We start from the raw sequence: 25,350 nt of genomic DNA, 5'->3' as shown, positions 1-25,350 counted from the left end.
GAAGGCGGCGGGTGCGATGACTTTCGGCGTCAGGACCGGTCTGTGCATGCGACGGCCGGAGGTCGGCCGGGTCAGGAGTTCCGCCATGGAGATGGGCAAGCCGCGCGTCCTGCTGGACGGCATCGCCTTCGGTGAGTCGCCGCGCTGGTACGGCGACCGGTTGTGGTTCGCCGACTGGGGTGCGGGCGAGGTGGTCGCGGTCGGCGCGGACGGCGGCAGCGAGGTGGTACTGCGGCCGGACTTCCCGACCTTCCCGATGTGCGTCACGTGGCTGCCGGACGGCGGCGGCCTGCTGGTGGTGTCGTCCAGCCAGGACCGGGTGCTGCGCAGGGCGGCGGACGGCTCGCTGGTGCCGTACGCGGACCTGGGCCCGGTGGCGCACGGCTGGAACGAGATCGTGGCGGACGGCCGCGGCCATGTCTACGTCAACGGCGGCGGCTTCGACCTGATGGCCGGCGAGGACTTCAAGCCGGGGGTGATCGCGCTGGTCACCCCGGACGGCGCGGCGCGGCAGGTCGCGGACGGGATCGCCTTTCCGAACGGCATGCTGGTCACGCCGGACGACTCGACGCTGATCGTCGCCGAGTCGTACGCGAACCGGCTCACCGCCTTCGACATCGGGCCGGACGGCAGCCTGTCGCGCCGCAGGGTGTGGGCGGACCTGGGCGACGGCTGCCCGGACGGCATCTGCCTCGACGCGGAGGGTGCGGTCTGGTACGCCGATGTGCCCAACCAGCGGTGCGTGCGGGTACGCGAGGGCGGCGAGGTGCTCGCGTCGGTCGAGCTGGACCGGGGCTGTTTCGCGTGCGCGCTGGGCGGCCCGGACGGCAGGACGCTCTTCCTTGTCGCGACCGAGTGGGCCGGCGTCGAGAACGCGCGGGGCGGCCCGCGTACGGGGCAGCTGCTGACGGTGGCGGCGCCTGCGCCCGGCGTGGGGCGGCCTTGACGCGTACGCCCGTTTGGCGGCGTCGGGCCGTGGGGCCGCGGCGCGGGATCAGGCCGGGGGCCGGGTCAGGCGGTGGGGCCGCCGTCGGCGTCGGCGTGCGCCGGGACGACGATGGCGGTCGCCAGCAGGCCGTCGCGGACGATCCAGCGGCCGGTGAAGACCTCGGGCCCGACGCCCTCGGCGAGCAGCGGCCCGGGTACCAGCACCCGGGCGGTGTAGCCGCCGCGGTCGGGCGTGTCGCGCTCGTACGCCCCGGCCGCGTCCGGCGTGTCGGGGCCGGCGGTGAAGAGCAGCTCCGCCTCGTGGAAGCCGAGCATGCGGTGGTGGTAGGGATACCACGCCTTGTAGACGGTCTCCTTGGCGCTGAAGAACAGCCGCTCCCAGTGGATCCCGGGGGCGCTCTCGGCGAGGGCGGCGAGCGCGGCCCGCTCGGCGTCGGTGGCGAGGATGGAGTTCAGGACACCCTCGGGGAGGCGGTCGTGGGGTTCCGCGTCGATGCCGATGGTGAGGATGTCCGCGCTGCGGGCGACGGCCGCCGCGCGGTAGCCGTCGCAGTGGGTGATGCTGCCGACGACGCCGTCCGGCCACTGCGGGGCGCCGCGGTGCGCGTCGCGCAGGATGGGGCCCGCCGGGAGGCCGAGCCGGGCGAGGGCGTCGCGGGCGCAGGCGCGGCCGGCCGCGTATTCGCGCCGCCGTTTGGGGACGGCCCGGGCGACGGCGGGCGCTTCCTCGGGGTAGAGCGGCGCCTCGTCGAGTTCGCCCCCGTAGGCGGCGCGGGAGAACGCACCGGGGGGCAGCAGGTGCTCGATCACCGGCGGGCCGCCTGCTGCCGGCCGGCCAGGATGCGCCGGGGTCCGGCGGGTCCGGCGGGGCGGCGGCCCCATTCGCGGGGGTAGCCGAGCGAGACCTCGGTGAAGCGGACGCCGTCGCGCCAGATGACGCGGGGGATGTGCAGGTGGCCGTAGACGACCTCGGTGGCGCGGAAGCGGGTGTGCCACTGCTCGGTCAGCTCGGTGCCGCACCACAGGGCGAACTCCGGATAGTGCAGCACCGCGGTGGGCTCGCGGTGCAGCGGCCAGTGGTTGGCGAGCACCGTGGGCAGGGCGGGGTCGAGCGCTTCGAGGCGGCGCGCGGTCTCGGCGACCCTGGCGCGGCACCAGTCGTCGCGGCCCGGCAGCGGGTCGGGGTGCAGGAACATCTCGTCGGTGCAGACGACGCCCGCCTCCCGTGCCTGGGCGAGCGCCTCCTCCTTGTCGCGGGCACCGGGGGTGCCGTCGCGCCAGGTGTAGTCGTACAGCAGGAACATCGGGACGACGGCGACCGGCCCGTCGGGGCCCTCCCACAGCGGGTACGGGTCCTCGGGGGTGATCACGCCGAGCCGGCGGGCCTCCTCGACCAGGTAGCGGTAGCGCTGCTCGCCGCGGAGCTGGACGGGATCGTCGGGCGGTGTCCACAGCTCGTGGTTGCCGGGCAGCCAGATGACGGTGGAGAAGTGCTTCTTGAGGGTGCCGAGCGCCCACTTGATGTCGGTGGAGCGCTCCGCGACGTCCCCGGCGACCAGCAGCCAGTCGTCCTCGTGCTCCGGTCTGAGCGCCTCGACGATCAGCCGGTTGGCCTGGTATCCGACGTGCAGGTCGCTGATCGCGAGCAGGTGCGCCCCGTCAGGGCCGGTCATGGCGACTCCGCCCCTCGTGGTGTCGGTAGCAGCACGCCCTCGATTCTCCCAGACAGCCGCCCGGCGGCCAACCCCCTACTGATCACCAGGGGGTTGGGCAGCCGGGCCGGCTCAGCCGCCGCCCGGACCGGGGCGGGCCGAGCCGTGCAGGCGGAGCCTTTCCAACTCGCGCCGGTCGCGCTTGGTGGGGCGCCCGGCGCCCCGGTCGCGCAGGCCGAGCGCGAGGACGTCCTCGCGGGGCGGCGGGGGCGGGCTGTTGTCCACGAAGCAGTCGACGGCGATGGCGGCGCCGACCCGCTTGTTCACCACCTTGGACACCACGACGACCCGCTCGCGTCCGGCGTGGTGCAGCCGCACCTCGTCCCCCGGCCTGACCGCCTGGGCGGGCTTGACCCGCTCCCCGTTCACCCGGACGTGGCCCGCGCGGCACGCGGTGGCGGCCAGCGACCGGGTCTTGGTGAGCCGTACGCACCAGATCCAGCTGTCGACCCGTACGCTCCCGCCGGGTCCTTCCTGCGCAGCACCTGCCATACCTGCGAGCCTAACGCGGCGGGCGGGCCCCGGGCACGGTGGTTTTCCCCCTTCCCGCGCGGGGGCGGCGGCCCGTCGTGGCTTGTCGCGCAGTTCCCCGCCACTCCCTGCGGGGTGCTGCTACGGACTCCACCGTTGCGCTGCGTGGGGGCTTGTCGCGCAGTTCCCCGCCACTCCCTGCGGGGTGCTGCTACGGACTCCACCGTTGCGCTGCGTGGGGGCTTGTCGCGCAGTTCCCCGCGCCCCTGGGTGATTGCCCCTTGCGGTGGCGTTGCTTTCTTTCCCGCCTCGCCGGCGGGCGCGCAGTTCCCCGCGCCCCTTGTGGCCTGCGTCCTCCTACGCCCAGGCGTTCGCCCCTGCCAAGGGCTGCCGTGCCGCGGGGGCACCGGCCCCCGGGGTCAGCCGGGGATTCGGGGTGGCGCGCCCCGGGGAGGGGCTCAGCGGGCGTAGACCGCGACGAAATCGCGGGTGGCCTGCGCGTAGTACCGGTCCGGCGGATCCTCGAAGTCGAGGATGTTCGTGGGGGTCGGATCGGCAGGTGTGCGCGTGCCGTCGTAGGACATGAAGGAGGGCCAGGCCCTGTTCATGTCCAATGGCATGGCGCGCACCGCCCCGGCCCGCTGCATCAGCTGCGCCAGCGTCTGCGCGGAGAGCGCCTGGCCGACGACCATGACGATGTCGCCCTGCGCGGTGACGCCGACGCCGGAGCGCGGGACGAACATCCGGCTCTGGTCGCTGACGCCCCACTTGGAGTCGTCGCCGATGTCGGGGACGACCCGGCCGCGGTCGACCATGAGTTCGAGGCACTGGCGGACGCCGGTGACGTCGGGGGTCATGCGGACGTCGCGGCCCCAGACGCCGATGCGGATGGAGCCGTCGCGGTAGAAGACTTCGGAGGCGGCGCCGTCGCGCAGTGAGCCCGCGGTGCGGCCGTCGAGGTAGAAGCCGCCGCGGGAGCCGCCGTCGGTGATGCGGAAACCGCCGTTCCAGGTGGCGACCAGCCCGGTGCGCAGGCCCTTCGGGATGCTCGGCGGCACATCGAAGGTGCCGCCGGGCTCGCGGAAGCCGGGGTGGAGCTGGAAGCGGGCGTATTTGCCGCTGATCCAGGCGACCGCGGCCTCGTAGGAGGTGTGGTCGCCGTCGGGGCGTACGTAGGTGCCCTGGACGATGGGCTGGTCGTGGGCGGCGGCCAGTGTGCGGTAGACGCCCTCGCCGGGGAGTGCCGGGCTGACCGGCGGCGGCATCGGGGCGTGCAGCGGGACCAGGGGCTGGGCGGTGACGTGCGCGGGGGTGGGGGCGGCGCCCTGGGTGGCCTTCATGCGGGCCAGCGCGTCGGCGGGCAGGGTGCCGCCGACCTTCGGCGGGTCCATCGAGTACTGCATGTCCTCCAGCTTGTCGACCACGAAGCCCAGTTCGTGGTCGCGGGCCCATTCGGCGAGGCGGGCCGTGGTGCTGTCCTTGCCCGGGTAGGTGAGCGCCTGGCCGACGGACCAGCCGAGGGTGCCGACGCAGATCACGCAGACGCCGGTGAGCGAGCGGGTGACCAGTTTGCGGCGGCGGAGCTGCTCGGGGGTGAGGTCGCGCCGGTGCTTCCACGGCAGCAGCCGGCGCCAGCGGGTCCTGGCGGGCCGGGGTGGGCCGCCGTCGGGGCCGGCGGCCCGGTCGTCCGGCCGCGGGTCGGTGGTCTGCTGGCTCATCCCGGTCCTTCCGCGCTGCCCCGATCTTCCGGTTTTCTGCTTGTCCGACCGGCGGCCGTGGCAATCGCCCGCGGCGCGGGAAGCACCCGCCCGCCGCAGCGGCGGCACCCTCCCGGGTGTACGTACTGCGCCGGGAGCAGGCGTACGGCCTCCCCGGCGACGACGCGGCGGCCGGCGGGCACGGCCTAGCGTGGGCGCGTTCCGCCCGGGAGCGGCCCGGGTGACGAGGAGTCGGGAGCCGGCCATGTCCGCCACCACCGCGGCGGCTGCCGCCGTCACAGGGGCCGTACGGGCGGCGCGGCCCGTCGAGCGGGTGGCCTGCGCGGTCGGGGCAGCGCTCGTCGGCTCGGGGCTCTTCCACCTGGGGGTCTTCTTCGTGGACGGCGGTCCGTGGGACGGCCCGGTGTCCTGGCGCAAGCCCTTCACGTTCGGGGTGTCGTTCGGTCTGACGCTGATCGCGGTCGCCTGGGTGACGTCGTACGTGCGGATACCGGCGCGGACCCGGGCGGTGCTGCTGGCTCTTTTCAGCGCGGACTGCGTGCTGGAGGTCGGCGGGATCACCGTGCAGGCGTGGCGCGGGGTGCCCTCGCACTTCGACATGGAGACGCCCGCGAACACGGCGGTGGCGATGTCGCTGGCGGTGGGGGGCGCCCTGCTGGTGGGGGTGCTCGGCACCTTCGCGGTGGCGGCCTTCCGCGGGGTGCCGGGCGGGCCTGCGGGGATGCCGCCGGCGCTGCGGGCCGGGTTCGCGCTGCTGATGGTCGGGCTGCTGTCGGGGGCGGCGATGATCGCCCGCGGGGTGGCCGACACCAGGACCGGCCACCAGCAGGCGGCGTATCACTCGACGGGGATGCTCAAACCGCTGCACGGGGTGACGCTGCACGCGGTGCTGGTGCTGCCCGCGCTGGCCTGGGCGGTCTCGTTCACGGGGTGGCCGGCGGCCCGGCAGCGGCGGGTGGTGCTCGCGGGGGTGTGGCTGTACGCGGCGGCCGCGGTGGGCGCGCTCTGCTGGGGTGCGGTGACGGCGTAGGGTGCCTTCCGGACGACACGGGGAGGGCCGGTGGCGGTGCACACGGTGGGCCGGGAGGCGGTGGACGGCCTGCTCGCGCGGGCCGGGATAGCACGGGCGCGGGTCGCCTCGCGGACGGCGATGGCCGGCGGGTCCTACAACGCGCTGCACGAGGTCGGCCTCACCGACGGCACCCGGCTGGTCCTGAAGGTCCCGCCGCCCGCGGGCACCCCGCGGTTGCGCTACGAGGCGGAACTGCTGTGCGGCGAGGCGCTGTTCTACGAGTCCGCCGCCGCGGCGGGGGTGCCGGCGCCGCGGGTGGTGCACGCGCGGTGGTCGGAGGACGCCCCGGGGGCGGCGCCCTTCCTGCTGATGACGCATACGCCCGGGGTGTCGTGGCACGAGGCCGGCGAGTCGATGGCGGACGGTGAACGCGACCGGTTGCGGGGGGAGTTGGGCGGCCTGGTGGCACGGCTGCACACCGTGCGCGGTCCGGGCTTCGGCTATCCGGCGCAGCGCGTGGCGCCGCTCGCCGGCCGCTGGGCACCGGCCTTCGGGGCGATGACCGACGCGGTGCTGGACGACGCGGCGGCCTTCGGGTCGTGGCTGCCGCTGCCGGCCGACGCGATACGGTCCGCGCTGGCGGGCGGGTCGGCGGCGCTCGCGGAGGTGGCCGAGCCTGCGCTCGTGCACTTCGACCTGTGGCCCGGCAATGTCCTGCTGGACGGTGCGCCGGGGGCGCGTAAGGTCAGCGGGCTGATCGACGGCGAGCGGATGTTCTGGGGCGACCCGCTGGCGGACTTCGCGTCGCTGTCGCTGCTGAGCCCTCCCCTTGAGGACGATCCGGCCTTCCTGGCGGGTTACGGCGCGGCGGGCGGGCGTACGGCCTTCGACGGCGCGGCGCGGGTGCGCCTGGCGCTCTACCGCTGCTATCTGTACCTGATCATGCTGGTCGAGGTCGTGCCGCGCGGCACGGAGGGCGCACACCTGGCCTGGGTGCGGGACTTCACCACCCCGCGGCTGACCGCGGCGCTCGACACGGTGGTCAGGGGCTGCTGACCGCCCGCCCCCTCTTCGGGGAGTCGCCCGCCGCGTTCGGCCCGTCGGACCCGCCGGGGCGCGGGCCCGATCCGCGGGCGGCCAGGAGCGGGGCCGCGGCCCTGGGGGCCGCGCGGGAGCCGCTGGTCGAGCAGGGCTGGGCGGCGGTGACGCATGTCGCGGTCGCCGCCCGCAGCGGGGTCGGGCGCGCCACCGTCCACCGGCGCTGGCCCGACACGTCCGGCATGCTCAGGGACGCGATCGTGCAGCGGACACGGGCCGCGCGCATCACCCCGACCGGCGGTCTGCGCGCCGGCCTGGTGGCCGGGCTGGACGCGCTGCGCAGGGTGCTGCACGGTCCGGTGGGCGGGCACGGGAGGCGGGCGGTCATCGCACGGGCGGGCGTGGACCCGGTGTTCGCCGAGCTGGAGCGGGAGCTGTACGCGGCGGGTTCGCGGGTGCGGCGGGAGAGCGGGCGCGGCCGGTCGGCGAGCTGCCGGCCGGCCTCGACGTGGACCTGGCGATCGACCGGCTGGCGGGCCCGCCGGTCTACCGGCGGCCTGCGGGCCGGCGGCGGCTTCGGCACCGACGTGGTGCGCGCGGTGGTCGGCGGCTTCCTGGCCGCGGCGGCGCAGGGCGCCTGAGGCCCGCCTGCCGTACGGCTGTGCGCCCGGCCGCCGCGTCCGGCGGCCGGGCGTACGCGCTCAGGGCAGGGTCGCGACGAGTGCCGCGTAGGACAGCCCCGAGCCGTAGCCGAGCAGCAGGGCCGTGTCGCCGGTGGCGGCCCGGCCCGAGGCGAGCAGCGACTCCATCGCGAGCGGGATGGAGGCGCCCGAGGTGTTGCCGGTGGTGACGATGTCCTTCGCGACCGCGACCCGGGCCGGCAGGGCCATGGAGCGGGTCATGGAGTCGATGATCCGCTCGTTCGCCTGGTGCGGGATGAAGGCGTCGAGGTCGTCCGCGGCGATGCCGGCCGCGTCGAGCGCCTGGACGGCGACCTTGGACATCTCGTAGACCGCCCAGCGGAAGACCCGCTGCCCGTCCTGCCGCAGCGCGGGGAAGGGCTGGTCCGGGGTGTCCCGCAGCGCGTCCCACGGCACGCTCTGCTCGATGGCGTCGGCCTGGGAGCCGTCGGCGCCCCAGACGACCGGGCCGATGCCAGGGGTGTCCGACGGGCCGACGACGACCGCGCCCGCGCCGTCGCCGAAGATGAACGCGGTGGAGCGGTCGGTCAGGTCGAGGATGTCGGACATCCGCTCGACGCCGACGACCAGCACATGGCCGCCGCGGGCCCTGACCGCGTCGGAGGCCAGTGTGAGGCCGTGCACGAAGCCGGCGCAGCCGGCCGAGATGTCGAAGCCGGCAGCGCCGGTGGCGCCGATCCGGTAGCCGATCTCGGTGGCGACGGCGGGGGTCTGCTTGAGGTGCGTGAAGGTCGCGGCGATCACGCAGGTGATGGCGTCGGGGGTGATCCCGGCCGCCGCGATCGCCTTGCTCGCGGCCTGTTCGGCCATGACGCCCAGGGTCTCGTCGGGCCCGGCCCAGCGGCGGGTCACGATGCCGGTTCTCGACCGGATCCACTCGTCGGTGGAGTCGATGTGCCGGCACACCTCCGCGTTGTCGACGACCCGGCGGGGGCGGTATGCGCCGACCCCGAGGATCCGGGTGTGCCGCGCACCTGCGGACACGGCGATCTCAGCTTTCATGGGAGCCTTTCAGGCCTTCGGCCGGGACGGGACCGAACCACGGTACCTGGGCGTGATCTCCCTGATCCGCAGCGGTTGCTGCCGGTGCCGGGACCGGCGTCCGACCCGGCGCCCATTCTACGGCGCGCGTATGTTCCGCCGGTGAACGAGCCGTTCCGGAGCGGTCGCGCCGCACCCGCCCGCAAGGACGGCCGGTTCGGGTCTTTGCCCGCGTCCCGGGCGCCCAGGCCGTTGCCAACGCCTGCTTCCGAGCCGCACTTTGGTGCCGTCATGTTCGGGCCCCGGGCGGCCCCCCACGCCCGGCGTACGGAAAGGACCCGATGTGCCCCGCAGACTCCCCGTCCTCGTGACGGCCGCCGCCGCGCTCGCCACAGCCGCCGCGGTGACGGCCGGCGGCCCCGCCGCGGCGGCCGCTCCCCCCGCCCCCGCGTCCCGCACGCCCTGCGCGACCGCCTCCGTCATCAGGGTCGACAGCTTCGCCTTCGATCCGGCGGCGGTGCCCGCCGGCGGCTCCTCGGCTGCCACCCTCACCGCGACCAACTGCACCGGTCAGTCCCAGGCGATCAGCGAGACGTGGTCGGGCCGCTTCCTGTCCGACACCTCGACCGGCTACCCGACCGGCTGCCCGGTGTACGACCCGCTGCCGCGGTCGGTCACCTTCGCCCCGCACGCGCGGGTGTCGACGACGACGACCTACCTGACCTTCGCCGGCTGCACGGCCGACCGGTTGCGGGTGACGGTGTCGGTGAGCCGGGGCGGCGTCGTGCTGACGAGCACGACGGCCGACCTGCTCATCGAGCGACCGGCTACGGTCGGGTGACCGCGCGGGGAGGCCCGCCGGCCGCGGCACAGGCGTGTCCGCGGCCCTGAGGCCACCGCCTTGCCGGGCGGCCGCCGTAGGCCCTTCACGGGGCGTACGGCGGCCGCTGTGCGTGGTGATACAGGATGCCAACCGAAGCGAACATGTTTCAACATCCACTCGACATCACGGTCCGGCAACGCATCAGGATCAGGGCGTTGACGGCCCCCTGCATGTGGCGTAGAACTACCCTGCAGTTGCGATGGCGTTTCATCTTGGTGACTTCTGTTGGAAACGGCTCGGCGCTACAGACCCGCCAGAGTCTCCGCTCCGTCAGCATTTCGCCTTCAGCTCTCCCACAAGTCCCCTATAAGCGCCCACACACACATGGAGGCACCATGTCGGACGTCGAGACGTCGGGAATCGGCACGGGCAGCGGCCCGTCCCCGTCGCGGAGGAATCTGCTCAGGGGCGTGGCCGGTGCCGCGGGGCTCGCGGCAGTTTCCGGCGGCCTGCTGACGGCGTGCAGCAGCGACTCTGACTCGTCGGACAAGAAGTCCGGCGGTTCGAGCAGCACCGGTTCGGTGGCCGGCAGCACCGTCACCTTCGGGTCGAACTACTCCGACCCGGCCGCCAAGACCGCGTTCGCCGCGCTCACCACCGCGGCCACCGCGTCGTCGCAGGTGAAGGTCACCGTCAACACGGTCGACCACAACACCTTCCAGGACAACATCACCAGCTACCTGCAGGGCACCCCGGACGACCTCTTCACCTGGTTCGCCGGCTACCGCATGCAGTACTTCGCCGCGCAGGGCCTGGCGCAGCCGCTGGACGACGTCTGGGAGAAGATCGGCGGCAACTTCGGCCCCGCCGCCAAGAAGCTGTCCACCGGTCTGGACGGCCACCAGTACCTGGTGCCGCTCTACAACTACCCGTGGGTGGTCTTCTACAACAAGAGCGAGTTCGCCAAGCACCACTACACCGTCCCCACCACCTGGGACGAGTACATCGCGCTGGCCAAGCAGATGAAGACCGACGGCCTGATCCCGCTCGCCTTCGCCGACAAGGACGGCTGGCCCGCGCTGGGGACGTTCGACATCCTCAACATGCGGATCAACGGCTACGACTACCACATGCAGCTGATGACCCACAAGATCCCGTGGACGGACGCGGGCGTCGCCACGGTCTTCCAGCACTGGGCCGAGCTGCTGCCCTACGCGCAGTCCGGCGCCAACGGCCGGATCTGGCAGGACGCCGCCAAGACGCTGGAGTCCAAGCAGGCCGGCATGATGTTCCAGGGCACCAACCAGGTGGCCGCGCAGTACGTCACCGACAAGGCGAACCTGGACGACCTGGACTTCTTCACCTTCCCGACGGTGAACCCCAAGTGGGGCCAGGACTACATGGACGCGCCCACCGACGGGTTCATGCTGAGCAAGAAGGCCAAGAACACCGACGCGGCCAAGGCGATCCTGGAGTACATCGGCAGCGGCCCGGCCGAGGCGGAGTACCTCAAGACCGACCAGTGGGACGTGGGCCTGGCCAACGGCCTGCAGGTGCCGACGTACAACGCGATCCAGAAGAAGTCGGTCACCGAGATCGGCAAGTGCAAGGCCGTCGCGCAGTTCATGGACCGCGACTCGGACCCGGCCATGGCCAAGGCGATGATCTCGATCCTGCAGAAGTTCATCGACGACCCCAGCACCGGCAACATCGCCTCGCTCCAGAAGAGCGCGGAGCAGCAGGCGAAGGCGATCTATACCTCATGAGTTCGACGTCCCACGCGGACACCGCGGCAGCGGCGCAGGACGGGGCCACGGCCCCGGTCCCGCGCCGCCGCCGCGGCGTGCGCAGGCTCAGCCTCCGCGACCGCATCGTGGTCGCCGTGCTGCTGGGCATACCGCTGCTGCTGGATCTGGCCTTCGTGTGGTTCCCCGCGATCGGGACCGCGCTGCTGTCGTTCACCAAGTGGAACGGCGTCGGCAGCCTGCACACCCAGACCTGCAAGCCCAATGTCCCGTCGATCCTGAACAACGGCTGCTGGTACGGGGTCCAGAACTACCACCAGGCCGCCACGATCTACCCCGAGTTCTGGCCGGCGGTCCGCCACAACCTCATCTGGCTGGCCGTCTTCGTCGTGATCGCCACCCCGCTGGGCATGCTCTTCGCGGTGCTGATCGACCGCGGCATCCGGGGCAGCAGGATGTACCAGAGCATCCTGTTCCTGCCGGTGATGCTGTCGCTGGCGCTGGTCGGCATCATCTGGGAGTTCATGTACTCGCAGAACTACGGGCTGATCAACACCGTCATCGGGCACACCAGTGACAGCAACGCCATCGACTGGCTCGGCAATCCGCACCTGAACCTGTGGTCGGTGCTGGTCGAGGCGACCTGGCGGCAGTCCGGCTACGTGATGGTGCTGTACCTGGCCGGCCTGAAGGCCGTCGACCCGACGCTGCGCGAGGCGGCGACGGTGGACGGCGCCAACGCCTGGCAGACCTTCTGGCGGGTGGTCTTCCCGGTGATGAAGCCGATCAACATCGTCGTCATGGTGGTCACCGTCATCGAGTCGCTGCGCGCCTTCGACCTGGTCTACATCACCAACAAGGGCATCAACGGTCTGGAACTGCTGTCGGTGCTGGTCACCTCGAACATCGTCGGGGAGACCCAGCGGGTCGGCTTCGGCTCCGCGCTGGGCGTGGTGCTGCTGGTCATCTCGCTGGTGCCGATCTCGGTGTTCCTCTACCAGACGTTCCGCCGGGAGGAAGCGTCATGACGACCGAAGCCCTCACCAGGCCGGGGACGGCAGTGCCGTCCGCACCCGGCCGCAGGAGGACCCGGCCGTGGGGCCAACTGGCCTCCCAGGCCTTCCTCATCGTCGCGTCCGTGCTGTGGCTGCTGCCGATCGCGTTCGCGCTGTACGTGGCGGTCCGGCCGTACAGCGACACCAGGAAGTACGGGTATGTCTCGCTGCCGCACCATCTGACGCTGAAGAACTTCAGCGACGCCTGGACGCAGTCGGACATGCTGCACTTCTTCTGGAACTCGGTGCTCATCACCGTGCCCGCGGTGATCATCGTGCTGGCGCTGGCGTCGGGTGTGGCCTTCGTGCTGACCCGGGTCGACGTCAAGGTCAACATCGCGCTGCTGATCCTGTTCACGGCCGGGAACCTGCTGCCCCAGCAGGTCATCATCACCCCGCTCTACCGGCTGTACCTGAAGATCACGCTGCCGCACTTCCTCAGCGACAGCGGTCTGATGTACAACTCGATCTTCGGCCTGATCGCCATCAACGTGGCCTTCCAGTTGGGCTTCTGCGTCTTCGTGCTGAGCAACTACATGAAGTCGGTCCCCGAGGAGATGTACGAGGCCGCGCTGGTCGACGGGGCGTCGCTGTGGACCCGCTTCTGGCGGCTGACCATCCCGCTGTGCCGCCCGGCGCTGGCGGCCCTGGCCACGCTGCTGACCACCTGGATCTACAACGACTTCTTCTGGGCGATCACCCTGATGTCGTCGGGCGACAAGCGGCCGGTGACCTCGGCACTGGCCAACCTCCAGGGGCAGTTCGTCAGCAACCAGAACCTCATCGCTGCGGCCGCGATGATCGCGGCGGTGCCGACGCTGGTGGTCTACATCCTGCTGCAGAAGCAGTTCATCGCCGGCCTGTCGCTGGGTGCCAGCAAGGGCTGACGGCGCGGGCGGAGGCACGGACGGGGACGGCGGCGCTGATGCGCCTCCGGCCCCGCCGCCCGCCTTCCGGCCGGGGACGCGCCTTCCGGCCGGGCGCGCGCGAGGGGCATTGACAGCGGTTGGGTGCGCTTCCATAGTGTGGGAGCGCTCCCACACCCCTGTTCGGGAGCGGAACTCCCCCCACATGCCCAGGAGGTCCCCGTGCGCGCATCCTCGCGGCGGTTAGTCGTCAGACCATGGCTGTGGCCGGTGGCGGCGGTGGCGCTGCTGCTGCCTGCCCTGGTGGCACTGCCCACCGCCCACGGTGCCGCCACCGGCTGCTCGATGACGTACACCGTCAACGAGTGGACCGGCGGCTTCACCGCGCAGATCAAGATCACCAACCTCGGCTCCCCGGTCACCGGATGGAAGGCGACCTGGAACTACCAGGGCGACCAGCACATCACCTCCGGCTGGAACGCCACCGTCACCCAGAGCGGCACCGCGGTCACCGCCACCGACGCCGGCTACAACGCCTCGGTCCCGACCAACGGCTCCGCCGAGTTCGGGGTGCAGGGCACCTGGAGTTCGGCCGACCCGTCGCCGACCGTGATCACCTTCAACGGCCTGGGCTGCACCGCGAACGGGTCGATCCCGACCACCACTCCCCCGACGACGCCGCCCACCACCCCGCCCACGACTCCCCCCACCACGCCGCCGACGACACCGCCCACCACCCCGCCGACCAGCTGCTCCGGCGCCGTGATCTGCGCGGACTTCGAGGACCAGAGCGGCACGGCCCCCTCGGGCCAGTGGACGACGGCGGCACCGGACTGCTCGGGCAGCGGCACGGCCACCGTCGACACCTCCGTCGCGCACAGCGGCAGCCGGTCGATCCGGGTGAACGGCCACGCCGGCTACTGCAACCACATGTTCCTCGCCGACACCCAGGACCTGTCCGGGGTCGGCCCGGTGATGTACCTACGGATGTGGGTGCGGCACACCACCGCGCTGCCGACCGCGCATGTCGCCTTCGTGTCGATGCCCGACTCCTCGCAGGGCGGCAAGGCGCTGCGGATCGGCGGCCAGAACGGCGCCCTGCAGTGGAACCGGGAGTCCGACGACGCGACACTGCCCGCCCAGAGCCCGGCGGGCGTCGCGCTCAGCACCCCGCTGCCGACCGGCAGCTGGCAGTGCCTGAGGTTCGCCGTCGGCACCACCTCGCCGAACCTGCAGACCTGGCTGAACGGCCAGGACGTGCCGGGGCTGCGGGTGGACGGCGTGCCCACGTCCGACATCGACCAGCAGTGGCTGTCCCGCACCACCCCGCCGCGGCCGACCGCGCTGCGGCTGGGCTGGGAGAGCTACGGCACCGGTGACGACACGCTGTGGTTCGACGACGTGGCGGTCGGTTCCTCGCCGATCGGCTGCTGAAGCCCCTGGCGCACGCGTGGGCGGCCGGTCCGCCGTCGGTGGTGGACCGGCCGCCCGTATCGGCTGCCGGGGGCTTCAGGAGCCTTCCGGCAGCCGCTGGCGTATCGCGTCCATCACCGAGGAGTCGGTGAGCGTGGTGACGTCGCCGAGTTCGCGGTTCTCCGCGATGTCCCGCAGCAGCCTGCGCATGATCTTGCCCGAGCGGGTCTTGGGCAGTTCGGCGACCACCAGGATCTGCCGCGGCCGGGCGATCGGCCCGATCTCCTTGGCCACATGGGCCCGCAGCTCCTGCGCCGGGTCCTCCTCGGCGCCCCTGCCCGCCGCGTCGCCGCGCAGGATCACGAAGGCGACGATGCCCTGCCCGGTGGTCGCGTCGGCCGCGCCGACGACCGCGGCCTCGGCGACCAGCGGGTGCGAGACCAGCGCCGACTCCACCTCGGTGGTGGAGATCCGGTGCCCGGACACGTTCATCACGTCGTCGACCCGGCCCAGCAGCCAGATGTCGCCGTCGTCGTCCTTCTTGGCACCGTCACCGGCGAAGTAGCGGCCGGGGAAGCGCGACCAGTACGTGTCCAGGTAGCGCTGCTCGTCGCCCCAGATCGTGCGCAGCATCGCCGGCCAGGGCCGGGTCAGCACCAGATACCCGCCGGAGCCGTTGGGCACCGGCTCGCCCGCGTCGTCCACCACGTCGGCGGAGATGCCGGGCAGCGGGCGCAGCGCGGAGCCCGGTTTGCAGGTGCTCACCCCGGGCAGCGGGCTGATCATCTGGGCGCCGGTCTCGGTCTGCCACCAGGTGTCGACGACCGGGGTGCGGTCGCCGCCGATGGCCCGGCGGTACCACATCCACGCCTCGGGGTTGATGGGCTCGCCCACCGAGCCGAGCAGCCGCAGCGACGTGAGGTCGTAGCGGCCGGGGATCGCGTCGCCCCACTTCATGAAGGTGCGGATCGCGGTCGGCGCGCAGTAGAGGATCGTGACGCCGTATTTCTGCACGATCTCCCACCAGCGGCCCTGGTGCGGGGTGTCGGGGGTGCCCTCGTAGAGGACGGAGGTCACCCCGTTGGCGAGCGGGCCGTAGACGATGTAGGAGTGGCCGGTGACCCAGCCGATGTCGGCGGCCGTCCAGTAGACGTCGGTCTCCGGCTTGACGTCGAAGACCGCGAAGTGCGACCAGGCGACCTGGGTGAGGTAGCCGCCGGTGGTGTGCAGGATGCCCTTGGGGCGGGCGGTGGTTCCCGAGGTGTACATGATGTAGAGCGGGTGCTCGCTGTCGAACGCCTCGGGGGTGTGCTCGGCGGGCTGGGCGGCGACCAGGTCGTGCCACCACAGGTCGCGCCCCTCGGTCCAGCCGACGTCCTGCCCGGTGCGGCGGACCACCAGCACGCTGCGGACGTCGGGGCACTGCTCCAGCGCCTCGTCCACGGCGGGTTTGAGCGCGGAGGCCGCGCCCTTGCGGTAGCCGCCGTCGGCGGTGATGACGACCCGGGCGTCGCAGTCCAGGATCCGGCCGCGCAGCGCCTCGGCGGAGAAGCCGCCGAAGACCACGGTGTGCGGGGCGCCGATACGGGCGCAGGCCAGCATCGCCACCACGGTCTCTGGGATCATCGGCAGGTAGAGCGCGACCCGGTCGCCGGCCTTCACGCCCAGTGCCAGCAGTGCGTTGGCGGCCCTGCCGACCTGGTCCTTGAGGTCGGCGTAGGTCAGGGTGCGGGTGTCGCCCGGCTCGCCCTCCCAGTGGAAGGCGACCCGGTCGCCGCGGCCGGCCCGCACATGGCGGTCGACGCAGTTGTCGGCCACGTTGAGCCGGCCGCCGACGAACCAGCGGGCGAAGGGGGGCCGGCTCCAGTCGAGCACCTGCGTCCACGGCTCGGCCCAGTCCAGCCGGGCGGCCTGGGCCGCCCAGAAGGCCTCGGTGTCCGCGGCGGCCTCGTCGTAGGCCGCCGCCTTCACGTTCGCCTGCTCTGCCAGGTCGGCCGGCGGTGGGAAGCGCCGCTCCTCCCTGAGCAGGTTGGACAGGGTCCCGTCCGTCATGAGTGGGCGCTCTCTACCGGGCCGGCCGGCGCCACGCCGCCGGACGCCGCGCCGGGGAAGACGGGCACCACGGCGCGCTTCCAGGTGCTGTTGGTGACCACAGCGAAGGAGGCGTACCAGGCGAGGAGCGCGGTGAGCAGGCCGAGCCAGCCGCCGACCTTGGTGATGCCGGTCGACTGGTCGAACTCGGCGACGGTCAGCACGATGAAGGTCGCCGCCAGGGCGACGAAGACCGCGAGCAGGGCGCCGTTGGTGCGCAGCGCAGCGATCGTCATGTACACCGTGAAGATCGCCCAGATCAGCAGGAACAGCCCGGTCGCCTGGTGGGCGGTGCCGGCGGGCAGGTCGGCGGCCACGAATTTCACGTAGGCGGCGTAGGACAGCCAGAAGGCGCCGTAGGACCCGAAGGCGGTGGCCCCGAAGGTGTTGCCCTTCCTGAACTCCCACATGCCGGCGAGCAGTTGGACCAGGCCGCCGTAGAACAGCGCGAGCGGCAGCACCACCGGCAGCAGGTCCGCGTCGATGAGGTGGGCGTTGAAGGAGCTCAGGACGAAGGTGGTGGCGGCGAAGCCGGCCAGGCCCAGCGGGCCGGGGTCGGCGATGGCGGGCTCGGGCGCAGTGGTGCTCATCTGCGGTTTCCCTCCTCGTTGAGGAACGGCGGGGCGGTGGGGAGACCGTCTCGGTCGCGGCACACGCTAGGACCGGCCGCCTGCCGCGACGAGACGCCCGTCACCGTCCGTCGCCGAGCGGCGCCGTCGGCACGGCGGACGGTACGTCAGCTGCGCCCAGCGGTCGGCGGCCGGACCGGCGGGCGGACCGGCGGCAGCGAGGCGCCGCCGGAGCCGACCTCCTCCGGCAGGTGCATCCGCAGCATCACCCGGTCCACCGCGGCCGGTGACAGGCGGTGCCTGGTCAGCAGCGACACGGTGATCATCACGGCGAAGGCGACGGGCACCGTCCAGGCCGCGGGCTGCTCCAGCAGGGCCGCGCTCCAGCCGTGTCCCGCCCCGCGGACGCTGGTCAGCACCACCGCGACCGCGGCCAGGCCGCCGCCGGCGACCAGGCCGAGCAGCGCGCCGAGGTCGGTGAGGCCGCGCCACCAGATGCCGAGCACCAGCAGCGGGCAGAAGGACGAGGCGGCGACCGCGAAGGCCAGGCCGATGGCGTCGGCCACCGGCAGCCCGTGGGTCGCGGTGGCCATCACCAGCGGCGGTACGCCGGCGGCCAGCGACGCCCAGCGGAAGCCGCGGGTCGAGCCGCGCAGCAGGTCCTGCGAGACCACGCCGGCCACCGACACCGTCAGGCCCGAGGCGGTGGACACGAACGCGGCGAAGGCACCGGCGGTGGCCAGCGCCGCGAGCAGCCGCCCGCCCTCGCCCGCCTGCGTGAGCTGCGGCAGTACGAGTACGGCCGTGTCCGTCTGCCCGGTGAGCAGCAGTTGCGGTGCCAGCGCCCGGCCCAGCGCCCCGTAGACGGTGGGCAGCAGGTAGAAGGCGCTGAGCAGCACGAGCACCAGCAGGGTGGTGCGGCGGGCCGCCCGCCCGTCGGGGTTGGTGTAGAAGCGCACCAGGACGTGCGGCAGCCCCATCGTGCCGAGCAGCGTGGCGAGCAGGATCGAGTAGAGGGCGTAGAGCGGGTGGGACCTGCCGCCCGCGCCGGACAGCGGATCGGCCCAGCGGGCGCCGGACGCGGGCGCCAGGCCGTGCTTGTGCGGGACGGCGGCGCCGCGCGGGAAGGTCAGCGCGGTGCCGGCCGTCGCGGTGTGCCCGCCGTCGCCGAGGCGGACCGCGCCCGCTCTGTAGGGCGTCCCGTCGAGCCGTCCGGTGACCGTCACCGTGACGGGCTGTGTCACGTCGAAGCGGACCGGGTCCTGGAGCGTGACGACCGTACCGCGGTCGAAGCGCGGGATGTCGGGGCCGGTCAGCGCGGGCGCACCGGCCGAGCGCCAGGCCATCACCAGGAAGAGCGCGGGCACCGCGATGGCGGTGAGTTTCAGCCAGAACTGGAAGCCCTGCACGAGGGTGACGCTGCGCATGCCGCCGGCCGCGGCGACGCCGACCACGACGACCGCGACGACGACCGCGCCGGCCCAGCGCGGGGCGCCGGTCACCGTCTGCAGGGTCAGCCCGGCGCCCTGGAGCTGCGGCACCAGGTAGAGCCAGGCGATGACGGCGACCAGGACTCCGGCCACCCGGCGGACCGCGAGCGACCCGAGGCGCTCCTCGGCGAAGTCCGGCAGGGTGTAGGCGCCGGAGCGCCGCAGCGGGGCGGCGACCAGCAGGAGCAGCACCAGGTATCCGGCGGTGTAGCCGACCGGGTAGGCCAGCATGTCCACGCCGTAGGCCATGACCAGGCCCGCGACGCCGAGGAAGGAGGCCGCCGACAGGTATTCGCCGCCGATCGCCGAGGCGTTGAGCAGCGGCGAGACCTCGCGGGAGGCGACGTAGAAGTCGGAGGTGCCGCGGGAGAGCCGCAGCCCGTAGACGCCGAAGGCGATGGTCGCGACCAGCACCACGGCCAGCGCGGCCAGGCCCAGGCCGGGGTTCACCGGGCGGCGCGCGGGGGCGCGGGGGGCGGTGCGTCGGGGCCGCCGAGCAGGTCGGTGAAGTCGCCCTCGACGCGTTCGGCGTGTCGGACGTGGAAGTAGGCGGCGCCCACCAGCAGCGGGTAGGCGACCACGCCGAGCAGCAGCCAGGGCAGCCGTATCCCGGCGACCTCGGCGGTGCGCAGCGCGGGCAGCAGGGCGAGGGCGAGGGGCAGCCCGCCGAGCACCGCGGCGAGCACGGCCAGCACCCCGAGCGAGAGCCGCAGCTGGTTGCGGACCAGGGAGCGTACGTAGAGCTGGCCGAGCTGCGGCTGCGCGTGCAGGTCGGCGGCGCCCGGCCGGGCCGAGTAGCCGCCGGTGCGGTGGCGGCGCGGCGCGGAGACGGCGACCCGGCGGGGCACGGGGGGCTCCGCCGCGGGCGGGGGCTCGGTGGGCGGCTGCCTGGGCAGCTTGGGGAGGTGCCTGGGCGGCGGCTTCGGCCTGGGCTGGGGCTTCGGCCCCGGCTCCGCTTCCGGTCCCGGGTCCGGCCGGCTCTTGCGGGGGCGGCGCGGTCCGCTCTGGCCGGTCATGCCGGGCCCGGTCCCTGCGCGGGCGCCCAGCGGACCAGGACGTCGCGCAGCTCCCTGGTGTGGCGGCGGCTGACCGGCAGTTCGCTGCCCGCGACCCTGACCGTCCAGTGCCCGGCGTCCGAGCGCAGCTCCTCGACGTGCCGCAGCGAGACCAGGAAGCTGCGGTGGATGCGCAGGAAGCCGTGCGGCTCCCAGCGCTCCGCGAGCAGGGCCAGCGGCACCCGCACCAGCGGCGCGTGGCCCGCGGTGTGCAGGCGGACGTAGTCGCCCTGGGCCTCGACGTAGGCCACGTCGTCGCGGGACACGAAGCGGGTGATGCCGCCGAGGTCCACCGGTATCCGCTCGGGTGCGGCGTCGGGGGCGGCCGGCTGCCGCGGTCCGGCCTGGTCGTCGAGCAGCGCGGCGACCCGGCGCACCGCCTCGGCGAGGCGCTCGCCGCCGACCGGTTTGAGCAGGTAGTCGCAGGCCTTCAGGGCGAAGGCGTCGACGGCGAAGTCCTCGTAGGCGGTGACGAAGACGAAAGCCGGCGGGCGGGCGAAGCGGCTGAGCACCCGGACCAGGTCGAGCCCGTCGAGTCCGGGCATCCTGATGTCGAGGAAGACCGCGTCGATCGGCTCGCCCTCCAGCAGCCGCAGTGCCGCGTCGCTGCTGTCGGCGGCCAGCACCCGGCCGACGCGGTGGTCGCCGCGGAGCAGGTAGCTGAGGTCGTCCAGTGCGGGCGGCTCGTCGTCCACGGCCAGGATCCGCAGCGGTCTCATGAAGCGTGCACTCCGTTCCGGTACTTCGGCACCCGGACGCTGATCTTGGTCCCGGCGCCCGGCGCGGTCTCCACGACCAGGCCGTATTCGTCGCCGAAGACCGCGCGCAGCCGCTCGTCGACATTGCCCAGGCCCAGCGAGTCGCCTTCCGCTTCCCCGGCGAGCTGCAGCCTGACCTGCTCCGGGTCCATGCCCACCCCGTCGTCCTCCACACTGATCCGGCACTCGGCCCCGGCGTCCTCGGCCCTGATGGTGATCAGGCCCGGCGTGGCCTTGGGGCCCAGCCCGTGGCGTACGGCGTTCTCCACGATCGGCTGGAGGCACAGGAAGGGCACCGCGACCGGCAGGACCTCGGGTGCGATCAGCAGGTCGACCCGCAGCCGGGCGCCGAAGCGGGCGCGTTCCAGCCGCAAGTATCGGTCCACCGACCGCAACTCCTCGGCGAGGGTACTGAACTCGCCGTGCTTGCGCAGGCTGTAGCGGGTCAGCTCGGCGAATTCCAGCAGCAGTTCGCGGGCCCGTGCCGGGTCGGTGCGGACGAAGGACGCGATGGCGGTGAGCGAGTTGTAGACGAAGTGCGGGGATATCTGGGCGCGCAGGGCGCGCAGTTCCGCCTCCATCATCCGGGTGCGGGAGCGGTCGAGTTCGGCGAGTTCCAGTTGCGCGATCACCCAGTGCGCGACCTCGCCCGCGGCCCGCACCAGGCCGGCGGACATCTGCCGGGCGTAGACGGTGAGGGCGCCGACGACCAGCCCGTCGACGACCAGCGGCACCACGACCGCCGCGCGGACCGGGCACTCCAGGTCGCCGCAGTCGATGGTGTCGGCGGGCACCAGCCAGGGGCGCCCCGCGTCGATGGCGTCCCGGGTGTGGGCGACGGCCTGCGCGGTGTGGTGCCGGCCGACGCCGTCCCAGGCCAGGAGTTCGCCGTCGCCGACGACGGCCAGCGCGGGGGCGGCCAGCAGTGCCCGCAGGTGGCGGGCGGCCTTGCGGGCCGACTCGGGGCCCAGCCCGTCGCGCAGCAGCGGGGCGGCGAGCGAGGCCTCGTGCAGCGCCGCGAAGGCCGCGCGCTCCACGGGGGTGCCGAAGCCGCGCCGCCCGCGGACCAGCCAGAAGAGGGCGGCCGCCGCGCCGGCGATCACCAGCGTCACGGACACCACGGTGATCACCGACCTCATGGTCGGATTATGGCCCGGCTGCCGGGAAGTGGCGCGGGTCGTGCACGGGTTGTCCGCCCGGCCGAGCGGCCGGGCGGACAGCCCTTCGTGCTATCGGGTCCCGGTCAGGGGAAGTTGACGACGTTGCTGGGAGTGGTGTTGGACGCGGTGACCGCACCGGTGTCGTTGATGACGTGGGTGATGGTGCCCACGCCGCCCAGGGACACGGTGAGTGCGCTGTGGAACTTCACGCCCGACGTGCTGGGCACCTCGAACGCGTGGTAGTTGTTCACCGCCGGGTTGACGTTGAAGTAGCAGTAACTGCCGAGTCCCCATGCCTCGTGGGTGGTGACGTTCGTCCCGACCTTGTAGGCGGCGTAGCCGTTCTGGCCTGCTGGGTTCTTCCAGGCCGCCTGGTTGGGCGGGTCGTACGGGTTCTCGTTCTGGAAGAAGATCGTCTTGCCGCCCTGGCCGTTCCACACCACCTCGTACTTCTGGTAGTGCTCGACGAACAGGCCGGTGGCCAGCACGTTGTCGCCGTTGACGGTCAGGCCGTTGTCGGCGGTGTTGCTGGTCCAGCCCACGCCGCTGCCGTGGTCGGCGCGCCAGGCCCAGATGTGGTCGATGATCGTGTTGCTGCTGTTGACGATCAGGCTGTTGGTGGCCTTGCCCGCGACCTGGCCGCCGATCCGGAAGAACACGTCCTGGACGGTCGTCGGGTCGGCCGCGTGACTCGCGGACGAGCCCGAGGGGCCGACCGTGAGCAGTGCCTGCGAGTTGGTGGTGCCCGCGTCGAAGAGCAGGCCCTTGAGGCGGACCCCGTCCACGTCGGCGACCTGCATGGCGTTGACCCCGTTGTCGGGCACGAAGGTGGGGTAGCCGATGCCCAGCACGGTGGTGTTCGCGTGGGTGATGTCGAGCGTCTGGTCGAGGTGGTAGACACCGGGTGTGACGAACAGGTTGCAGCCGGAGGCCAGGGCGTTGTTGATGGTGGTCGCGGTGTCGCCGGCCTTGACCACGTAGAACCGGCTCATCGGCAGCGAGCTGCCGGGAGTGCTGCCGTTGGCCCAGCTCGGGCCCGAGGCGTTGGTGCGCAGCGAGGGCAGGAACACCCGGTACTTGCCGGTGCCGTCCACGTACAGGTACGGCACGTCACGGGAGACCGGGGTGGTGGCCAGGGTGGTCTCGGGCGGGTTGGGGAAGGTGGTGCCCGGGGCGCCGTTCACCCCGGAGAAGACCATGTTCCACACACCGCCGGCCCAGCTGCCCAGGTTGCTGTCGCGGGTGTACCACTGCTGCTGGGAGATCGACGCGGTCTGCCCGCTGACCTTGGTGTCGGCGATGTAGCCGCCGCTGGCGTAGCCGTAACTGGCCGGATACAGTGCCAGGCCGCCGTGCACGTCGATCCGGCGGAAGGGCGCGGCCTGGGCCACCGCCCAACGGTCGGTGCCGCCACCGGGATTGATCGCCAGATTCTCCGCGGACCGCCAGAAGTTCTGCGTCGCGTTACCCGCGTCGGAGGCGTTGAACGCGTCCACGGTGATGTTGCCGTTGAACGTGACGTCGTCCGGGTTCTGCCCCAGGCCCGCCACCGAGGTGTAGAAGCCCACGTTGTCGTTCACGTTGTACGTACCCGGCTTGAACAGCTGTGCCACCCGGTTGTTGCTGAACTGGGCGGTGGCGGTGTCCTTCTGCTGGTCGAACTGGGCATCAAGCTGCGACTGGATGGTGGCAGCCGACATCGACGGATCATAGATGTGCACGTTCGACCCGAAGTCAGGGGTGTCCGACTGCGTGGGGCAGTTGCCGGGCGGCGGGGTGGTGGAGCCGCCGGTGCTGCCGCTCGTCGTACCCGTGCTGGTCCCGGTGCTGGTGCCCGTGCTGGTCCCGGTGCTCGTGCCGCTGCTCGTCCCGGTGCTGGTGGTGCCGCCGCTGCCCTGGGTGTACGTGAACTGCGGGGTGTCGTACTGCGGCCCGTTCTTGGTGTAGGTGAACGAGTACGTCAGCACCGTGCCGGCCGGGATCGGCGAGACGGTGTAGGTCCAGCTGCTGCCGGACGCCGCCATCTGGACGTTCAACTGCCCGCCGCCGCCCACCTGGTAGTGGACGATCACATAGGTCGCGGGCGTGGTCGGGCTGAAGGTCAGCTTCGCCTGCGTGGCGCTCGGTTCGCTGACGCTCTGGGTGTAGTCGGTGGCGGCCGACGCGCTGCCGATGGTGCCGATCAGCCCCAGCATGCCGGCGAGGGCCAGGACGAAGGCGGCGAGCAGGGCGACGGGCCGGCGGCGGATGGACGACCGGTGCCCTGACCGGCCTGGGGGGAAGGGCTTGCGCATGAGTGGAGTCCTTTCCCTGGGTTCACTCAGTGAACACCAGGTCAGCGCGGATGTGGGGGTGAAATCGCGCTCAGCACTGCACATACGAGGCCACGGCTGGGCCATGACCCTTTGATTCAGCCGATTGAAAACGCTCTCAATCTGCGGATGGGAGATACCCCGGATCCGTAAGGCAGTGTCAAGGGGCCATGGCGAGCCGTCAAGAAGATGAGCGGGATTCACGCGCTGAACGCGTGTATCCCGCTCTGGGTCCCCCGGTGCGAAGCCGGGCCGGCCCCCTGGAGGGCCGGCCCGGTTCCGGCTTACTTGATGCCGTTCTCCGTGCAGGCGGTGGCGAAGTCCGCGGTGCAGATCTGGCCCGCGGTGTACGTACCGTCGGCCACGACGGTGTCCTTGATGTTGGTCTTGGTCACCGAGACCGCGGCGAGCAGCTTGGAGGGCACGTCATTGCCCGAGCCGCTCTTCTTGGTGGTGTCGGCGACGGACTTGAAGTCCTTGCCCTCCAGCAGGTCCACCGCGATCTCCGCGGTGGCCTCGGCCTCGGGCTTGGCAGCCTTGTAGACCGTGGAGGTCTGGGTGCCGGCCAGGATCCGCTGGATCGCGGTGAGGTCGGCGTCCTGCCCGGTCAGCGGCACGCCGCTCATGTTGTTCGCCTTGAGGGCGGTCGCGATACCGCCGGCCATCGTGTCGTTGGCCGAGTAGACGCCCTTGATGTTGGCCTTGCCGACCGAGGTGATCGCCGCCTGCACCTTCTGGTTGGCGACGGTGTCCTTCCACAGCCCGGACTGCTCGTAGGCGACGGTGACCTTGCCGTCCAGGATCTTGTGCGCACCGGCCTTGAACTCGGCCGCGTTGGGGTCGGCGTCGTCACCGTTGATCATGACGATCTTGCTCTGCGGGGTGGCGGCCGGGCCCATGGCGTCGAGCAGGGCCTGGCCCTGCAGCTCGCCGACCTTCTCGTTGTCGTAGGACACGTACGCGGAGACCGGGCCCTGGGCGAGGCGGTCGTAGGCGACGACCTTGATGCCCTTGTCGACGGCGGCCTGGACGGAGGACTTGATGCCGACCGCGTCCTGCGCGTCCAGGATCAGCACCTTGACGCCCTTGGCGATCATGCTGCTGACCTGCTGGGCCTGCTTGGCGGCGTCACCGGCGGCGTTGTCGTACTGCACTTTGCAGTCCGAGCACAGCTCCTGGATCTTCTTCGTGATCAGCGGCCTGTCGAAATTCTCGTACCGCGCCGTCACGGTGTCGGGCAGCAGAAGACCGATGGTCTTGCCCTTGTCATCCGAATTGTCCGACTTGTCGCCGGCCTTGCCACACGCGGCCATGGTGAGCGCAAGCGTGATCACTGCGCTTCCCACAACAAGACGGCGCGATATCGCGTTCATTGCGGCGGTGCCTCCCCTGAGAGGGCCGCCACGACGCGACCCAAGTGCGGGTGAGTCAA

Annotated in this window: 21 protein-coding genes and 1 pseudogene; 9 read left to right on the top strand and 13 right to left on the bottom strand. The window is 72.3% G+C overall.

Annotated elements, in window-relative coordinates; translation table 11 throughout:
* Positions 1–46: 46 nt before the first annotated feature.
* Positions 47–946, top strand: coding sequence for an SMP-30/gluconolactonase/LRE family protein (locus OG900_35410; GenBank protein WUH94915.1), 900 nt, complete (start codon positions 47–49; stop codon positions 944–946).
* Between the two features lie 65 nt (positions 947–1,011).
* Here OG900_35410 and OG900_35405 read toward each other — a convergent pair whose 3' ends face one another.
* The 4 genes and pseudogenes from OG900_35405 to OG900_35390 form a co-directional block, all read right to left on the bottom strand.
* Positions 1,012–1,758: a 4'-phosphopantetheinyl transferase superfamily protein gene (locus tag OG900_35405; GenBank protein ID WUH94914.1), complete on the bottom strand. Its 747-nt coding sequence runs from the start codon at positions 1,756–1,758 to the stop codon at positions 1,012–1,014.
* Positions 1,755–2,621, bottom strand: coding sequence for a metallophosphoesterase (locus tag OG900_35400; GenBank protein ID WUH94913.1), 867 nt, complete (start codon positions 2,619–2,621; stop codon positions 1,755–1,757). The genes OG900_35405 and OG900_35400 overlap by 4 nt, the downstream gene beginning before the upstream one ends.
* 111 nt (positions 2,622–2,732) lie before the next feature.
* Positions 2,733–3,131 (bottom strand): annotated as a pseudogene (locus OG900_35395) (RNA-binding S4 domain-containing protein).
* Positions 3,132–3,589: 458 nt separating this feature from the next.
* Entirely contained in the window at positions 3,590–4,849 is a 1,260-nt protein-coding gene (locus OG900_35390) for a phosphodiester glycosidase family protein (protein WUH94912.1), read from the bottom strand.
* Positions 4,850–5,093: 244 nt separating this feature from the next.
* On the opposite strand from OG900_35390, the gene OG900_35385 reads away from it, so the two are divergent.
* The 3 genes from OG900_35385 (at position 5,094) to OG900_35375 (ending at position 7,540) form a co-directional block, all read left to right on the top strand.
* Positions 5,094–5,879 carry a hypothetical protein gene (locus OG900_35385; protein WUH94911.1) on the top strand — a complete coding sequence of 262 codons (786 nt, stop codon included), beginning with the start codon at positions 5,094–5,096 and terminating at the stop codon, positions 5,877–5,879.
* Positions 5,880–5,909: 30 nt separating this feature from the next.
* The gene (locus OG900_35380; GenBank protein WUH94910.1) at positions 5,910–6,917 is read left to right on the top strand and encodes an aminoglycoside phosphotransferase family protein; all 1,008 of its coding nucleotides are present in this window, start codon (positions 5,910–5,912) and stop codon (positions 6,915–6,917) included.
* 101 nt (positions 6,918–7,018) lie between these two features.
* Positions 7,019–7,540, top strand: coding sequence for a TetR family transcriptional regulator (locus tag OG900_35375; GenBank protein WUH96042.1), 522 nt, complete (start codon positions 7,019–7,021; stop codon positions 7,538–7,540).
* Positions 7,541–7,600: 60 nt separating this feature from the next.
* Here the strand turns inward: OG900_35375 and OG900_35370 are convergent, their stop codons facing one another.
* Positions 7,601–8,602, bottom strand: coding sequence for a ketoacyl-ACP synthase III (locus OG900_35370; GenBank protein WUH94909.1), 1,002 nt, complete (start codon positions 8,600–8,602; stop codon positions 7,601–7,603).
* A 322-nt stretch (positions 8,603–8,924) separates the two neighbouring features.
* On the opposite strand from OG900_35370, the gene OG900_35365 reads away from it, so the two are divergent.
* From OG900_35365 to OG900_35345, 5 genes are all read left to right on the top strand, one after another.
* Positions 8,925–9,422 carry a hypothetical protein gene (locus tag OG900_35365; GenBank protein ID WUH94908.1) on the top strand — a complete coding sequence of 166 codons (498 nt, stop codon included), beginning with the start codon at positions 8,925–8,927 and terminating at the stop codon, positions 9,420–9,422.
* A gap of 440 nt (positions 9,423–9,862) precedes the next feature.
* Positions 9,863–11,170, top strand: a complete 1,308-nt coding sequence (locus OG900_35360; GenBank protein ID WUH96041.1) for an extracellular solute-binding protein — start codon at positions 9,863–9,865, stop codon at positions 11,168–11,170.
* Complete coding sequence (locus tag OG900_35355) at positions 11,167–12,177, top strand: sugar ABC transporter permease (GenBank protein WUH94907.1); 1,011 nt, start codon at positions 11,167–11,169, stop codon at positions 12,175–12,177. Before OG900_35360 ends, OG900_35355 begins: the two co-directional genes overlap by 4 nt.
* Positions 12,174–13,091 carry a carbohydrate ABC transporter permease gene (locus OG900_35350; GenBank protein ID WUH94906.1) on the top strand — a complete coding sequence of 306 codons (918 nt, stop codon included), beginning with the start codon at positions 12,174–12,176 and terminating at the stop codon, positions 13,089–13,091. Before OG900_35355 ends, OG900_35350 begins: the two co-directional genes overlap by 4 nt.
* A 201-nt stretch (positions 13,092–13,292) precedes the next feature.
* Positions 13,293–14,504 (top strand): cellulose-binding domain-containing protein, encoded by a 1,212-nt coding sequence (locus OG900_35345; protein ID WUH94905.1) that lies wholly within the window; start codon positions 13,293–13,295, stop codon positions 14,502–14,504.
* A gap of 75 nt (positions 14,505–14,579) precedes the next feature.
* Here OG900_35345 and acs read toward each other — a convergent pair whose 3' ends face one another.
* From acs to OG900_35305, 8 genes are all read right to left on the bottom strand, one after another.
* Complete coding sequence (gene acs, locus OG900_35340; GenBank protein ID WUH94904.1) at positions 14,580–16,535, bottom strand: acetate--CoA ligase; 1,956 nt, start codon at positions 16,533–16,535, stop codon at positions 14,580–14,582.
* Positions 16,532–17,164 carry an acetate uptake transporter gene (locus tag OG900_35335; GenBank protein WUH94903.1) on the bottom strand — a complete coding sequence of 211 codons (633 nt, stop codon included), beginning with the start codon at positions 17,162–17,164 and terminating at the stop codon, positions 16,532–16,534. The genes acs and OG900_35335 overlap by 4 nt, the downstream gene beginning before the upstream one ends.
* Before the next feature lie 146 nt (positions 17,165–17,310).
* The gene (locus OG900_35330; GenBank protein ID WUH94902.1) at positions 17,311–19,083 is read right to left on the bottom strand and encodes a cation acetate symporter; all 1,773 of its coding nucleotides are present in this window, start codon (positions 19,081–19,083) and stop codon (positions 17,311–17,313) included.
* Positions 19,080–19,649, bottom strand: coding sequence for a hypothetical protein (locus OG900_35325; GenBank protein WUH94901.1), 570 nt, complete (start codon positions 19,647–19,649; stop codon positions 19,080–19,082). The genes OG900_35330 and OG900_35325 overlap by 4 nt, the downstream gene beginning before the upstream one ends.
* Complete coding sequence (locus OG900_35320; GenBank protein ID WUH94900.1) at positions 19,646–20,407, bottom strand: LytTR family DNA-binding domain-containing protein; 762 nt, start codon at positions 20,405–20,407, stop codon at positions 19,646–19,648. Before OG900_35320 ends, OG900_35325 begins: the two co-directional genes overlap by 4 nt.
* Positions 20,404–21,585, bottom strand: a complete 1,182-nt coding sequence (locus OG900_35315; GenBank protein ID WUH94899.1) for a histidine kinase — start codon at positions 21,583–21,585, stop codon at positions 20,404–20,406. The genes OG900_35320 and OG900_35315 overlap by 4 nt, the downstream gene beginning before the upstream one ends.
* Positions 21,586–21,689: 104 nt before the next feature.
* Positions 21,690–23,900, bottom strand: coding sequence for a coagulation factor 5/8 type domain-containing protein (locus OG900_35310; protein WUH94898.1), 2,211 nt, complete (start codon positions 23,898–23,900; stop codon positions 21,690–21,692).
* Between the two features lie 302 nt (positions 23,901–24,202).
* Complete coding sequence (locus OG900_35305; GenBank protein WUH94897.1) at positions 24,203–25,291, bottom strand: substrate-binding domain-containing protein; 1,089 nt, start codon at positions 25,289–25,291, stop codon at positions 24,203–24,205.
* Positions 25,292–25,350 lie beyond the last annotated feature (59 nt).

Source organism: Streptomyces sp. NBC_00433 (assembly GCA_036015235.1).
Classification (GTDB): domain Bacteria; phylum Actinomycetota; class Actinomycetes; order Streptomycetales; family Streptomycetaceae; genus Actinacidiphila.
The sequence above is the reverse complement of the archived record's forward strand: the minus strand, read 5'-3'. Positions and strand labels throughout refer to the sequence as shown.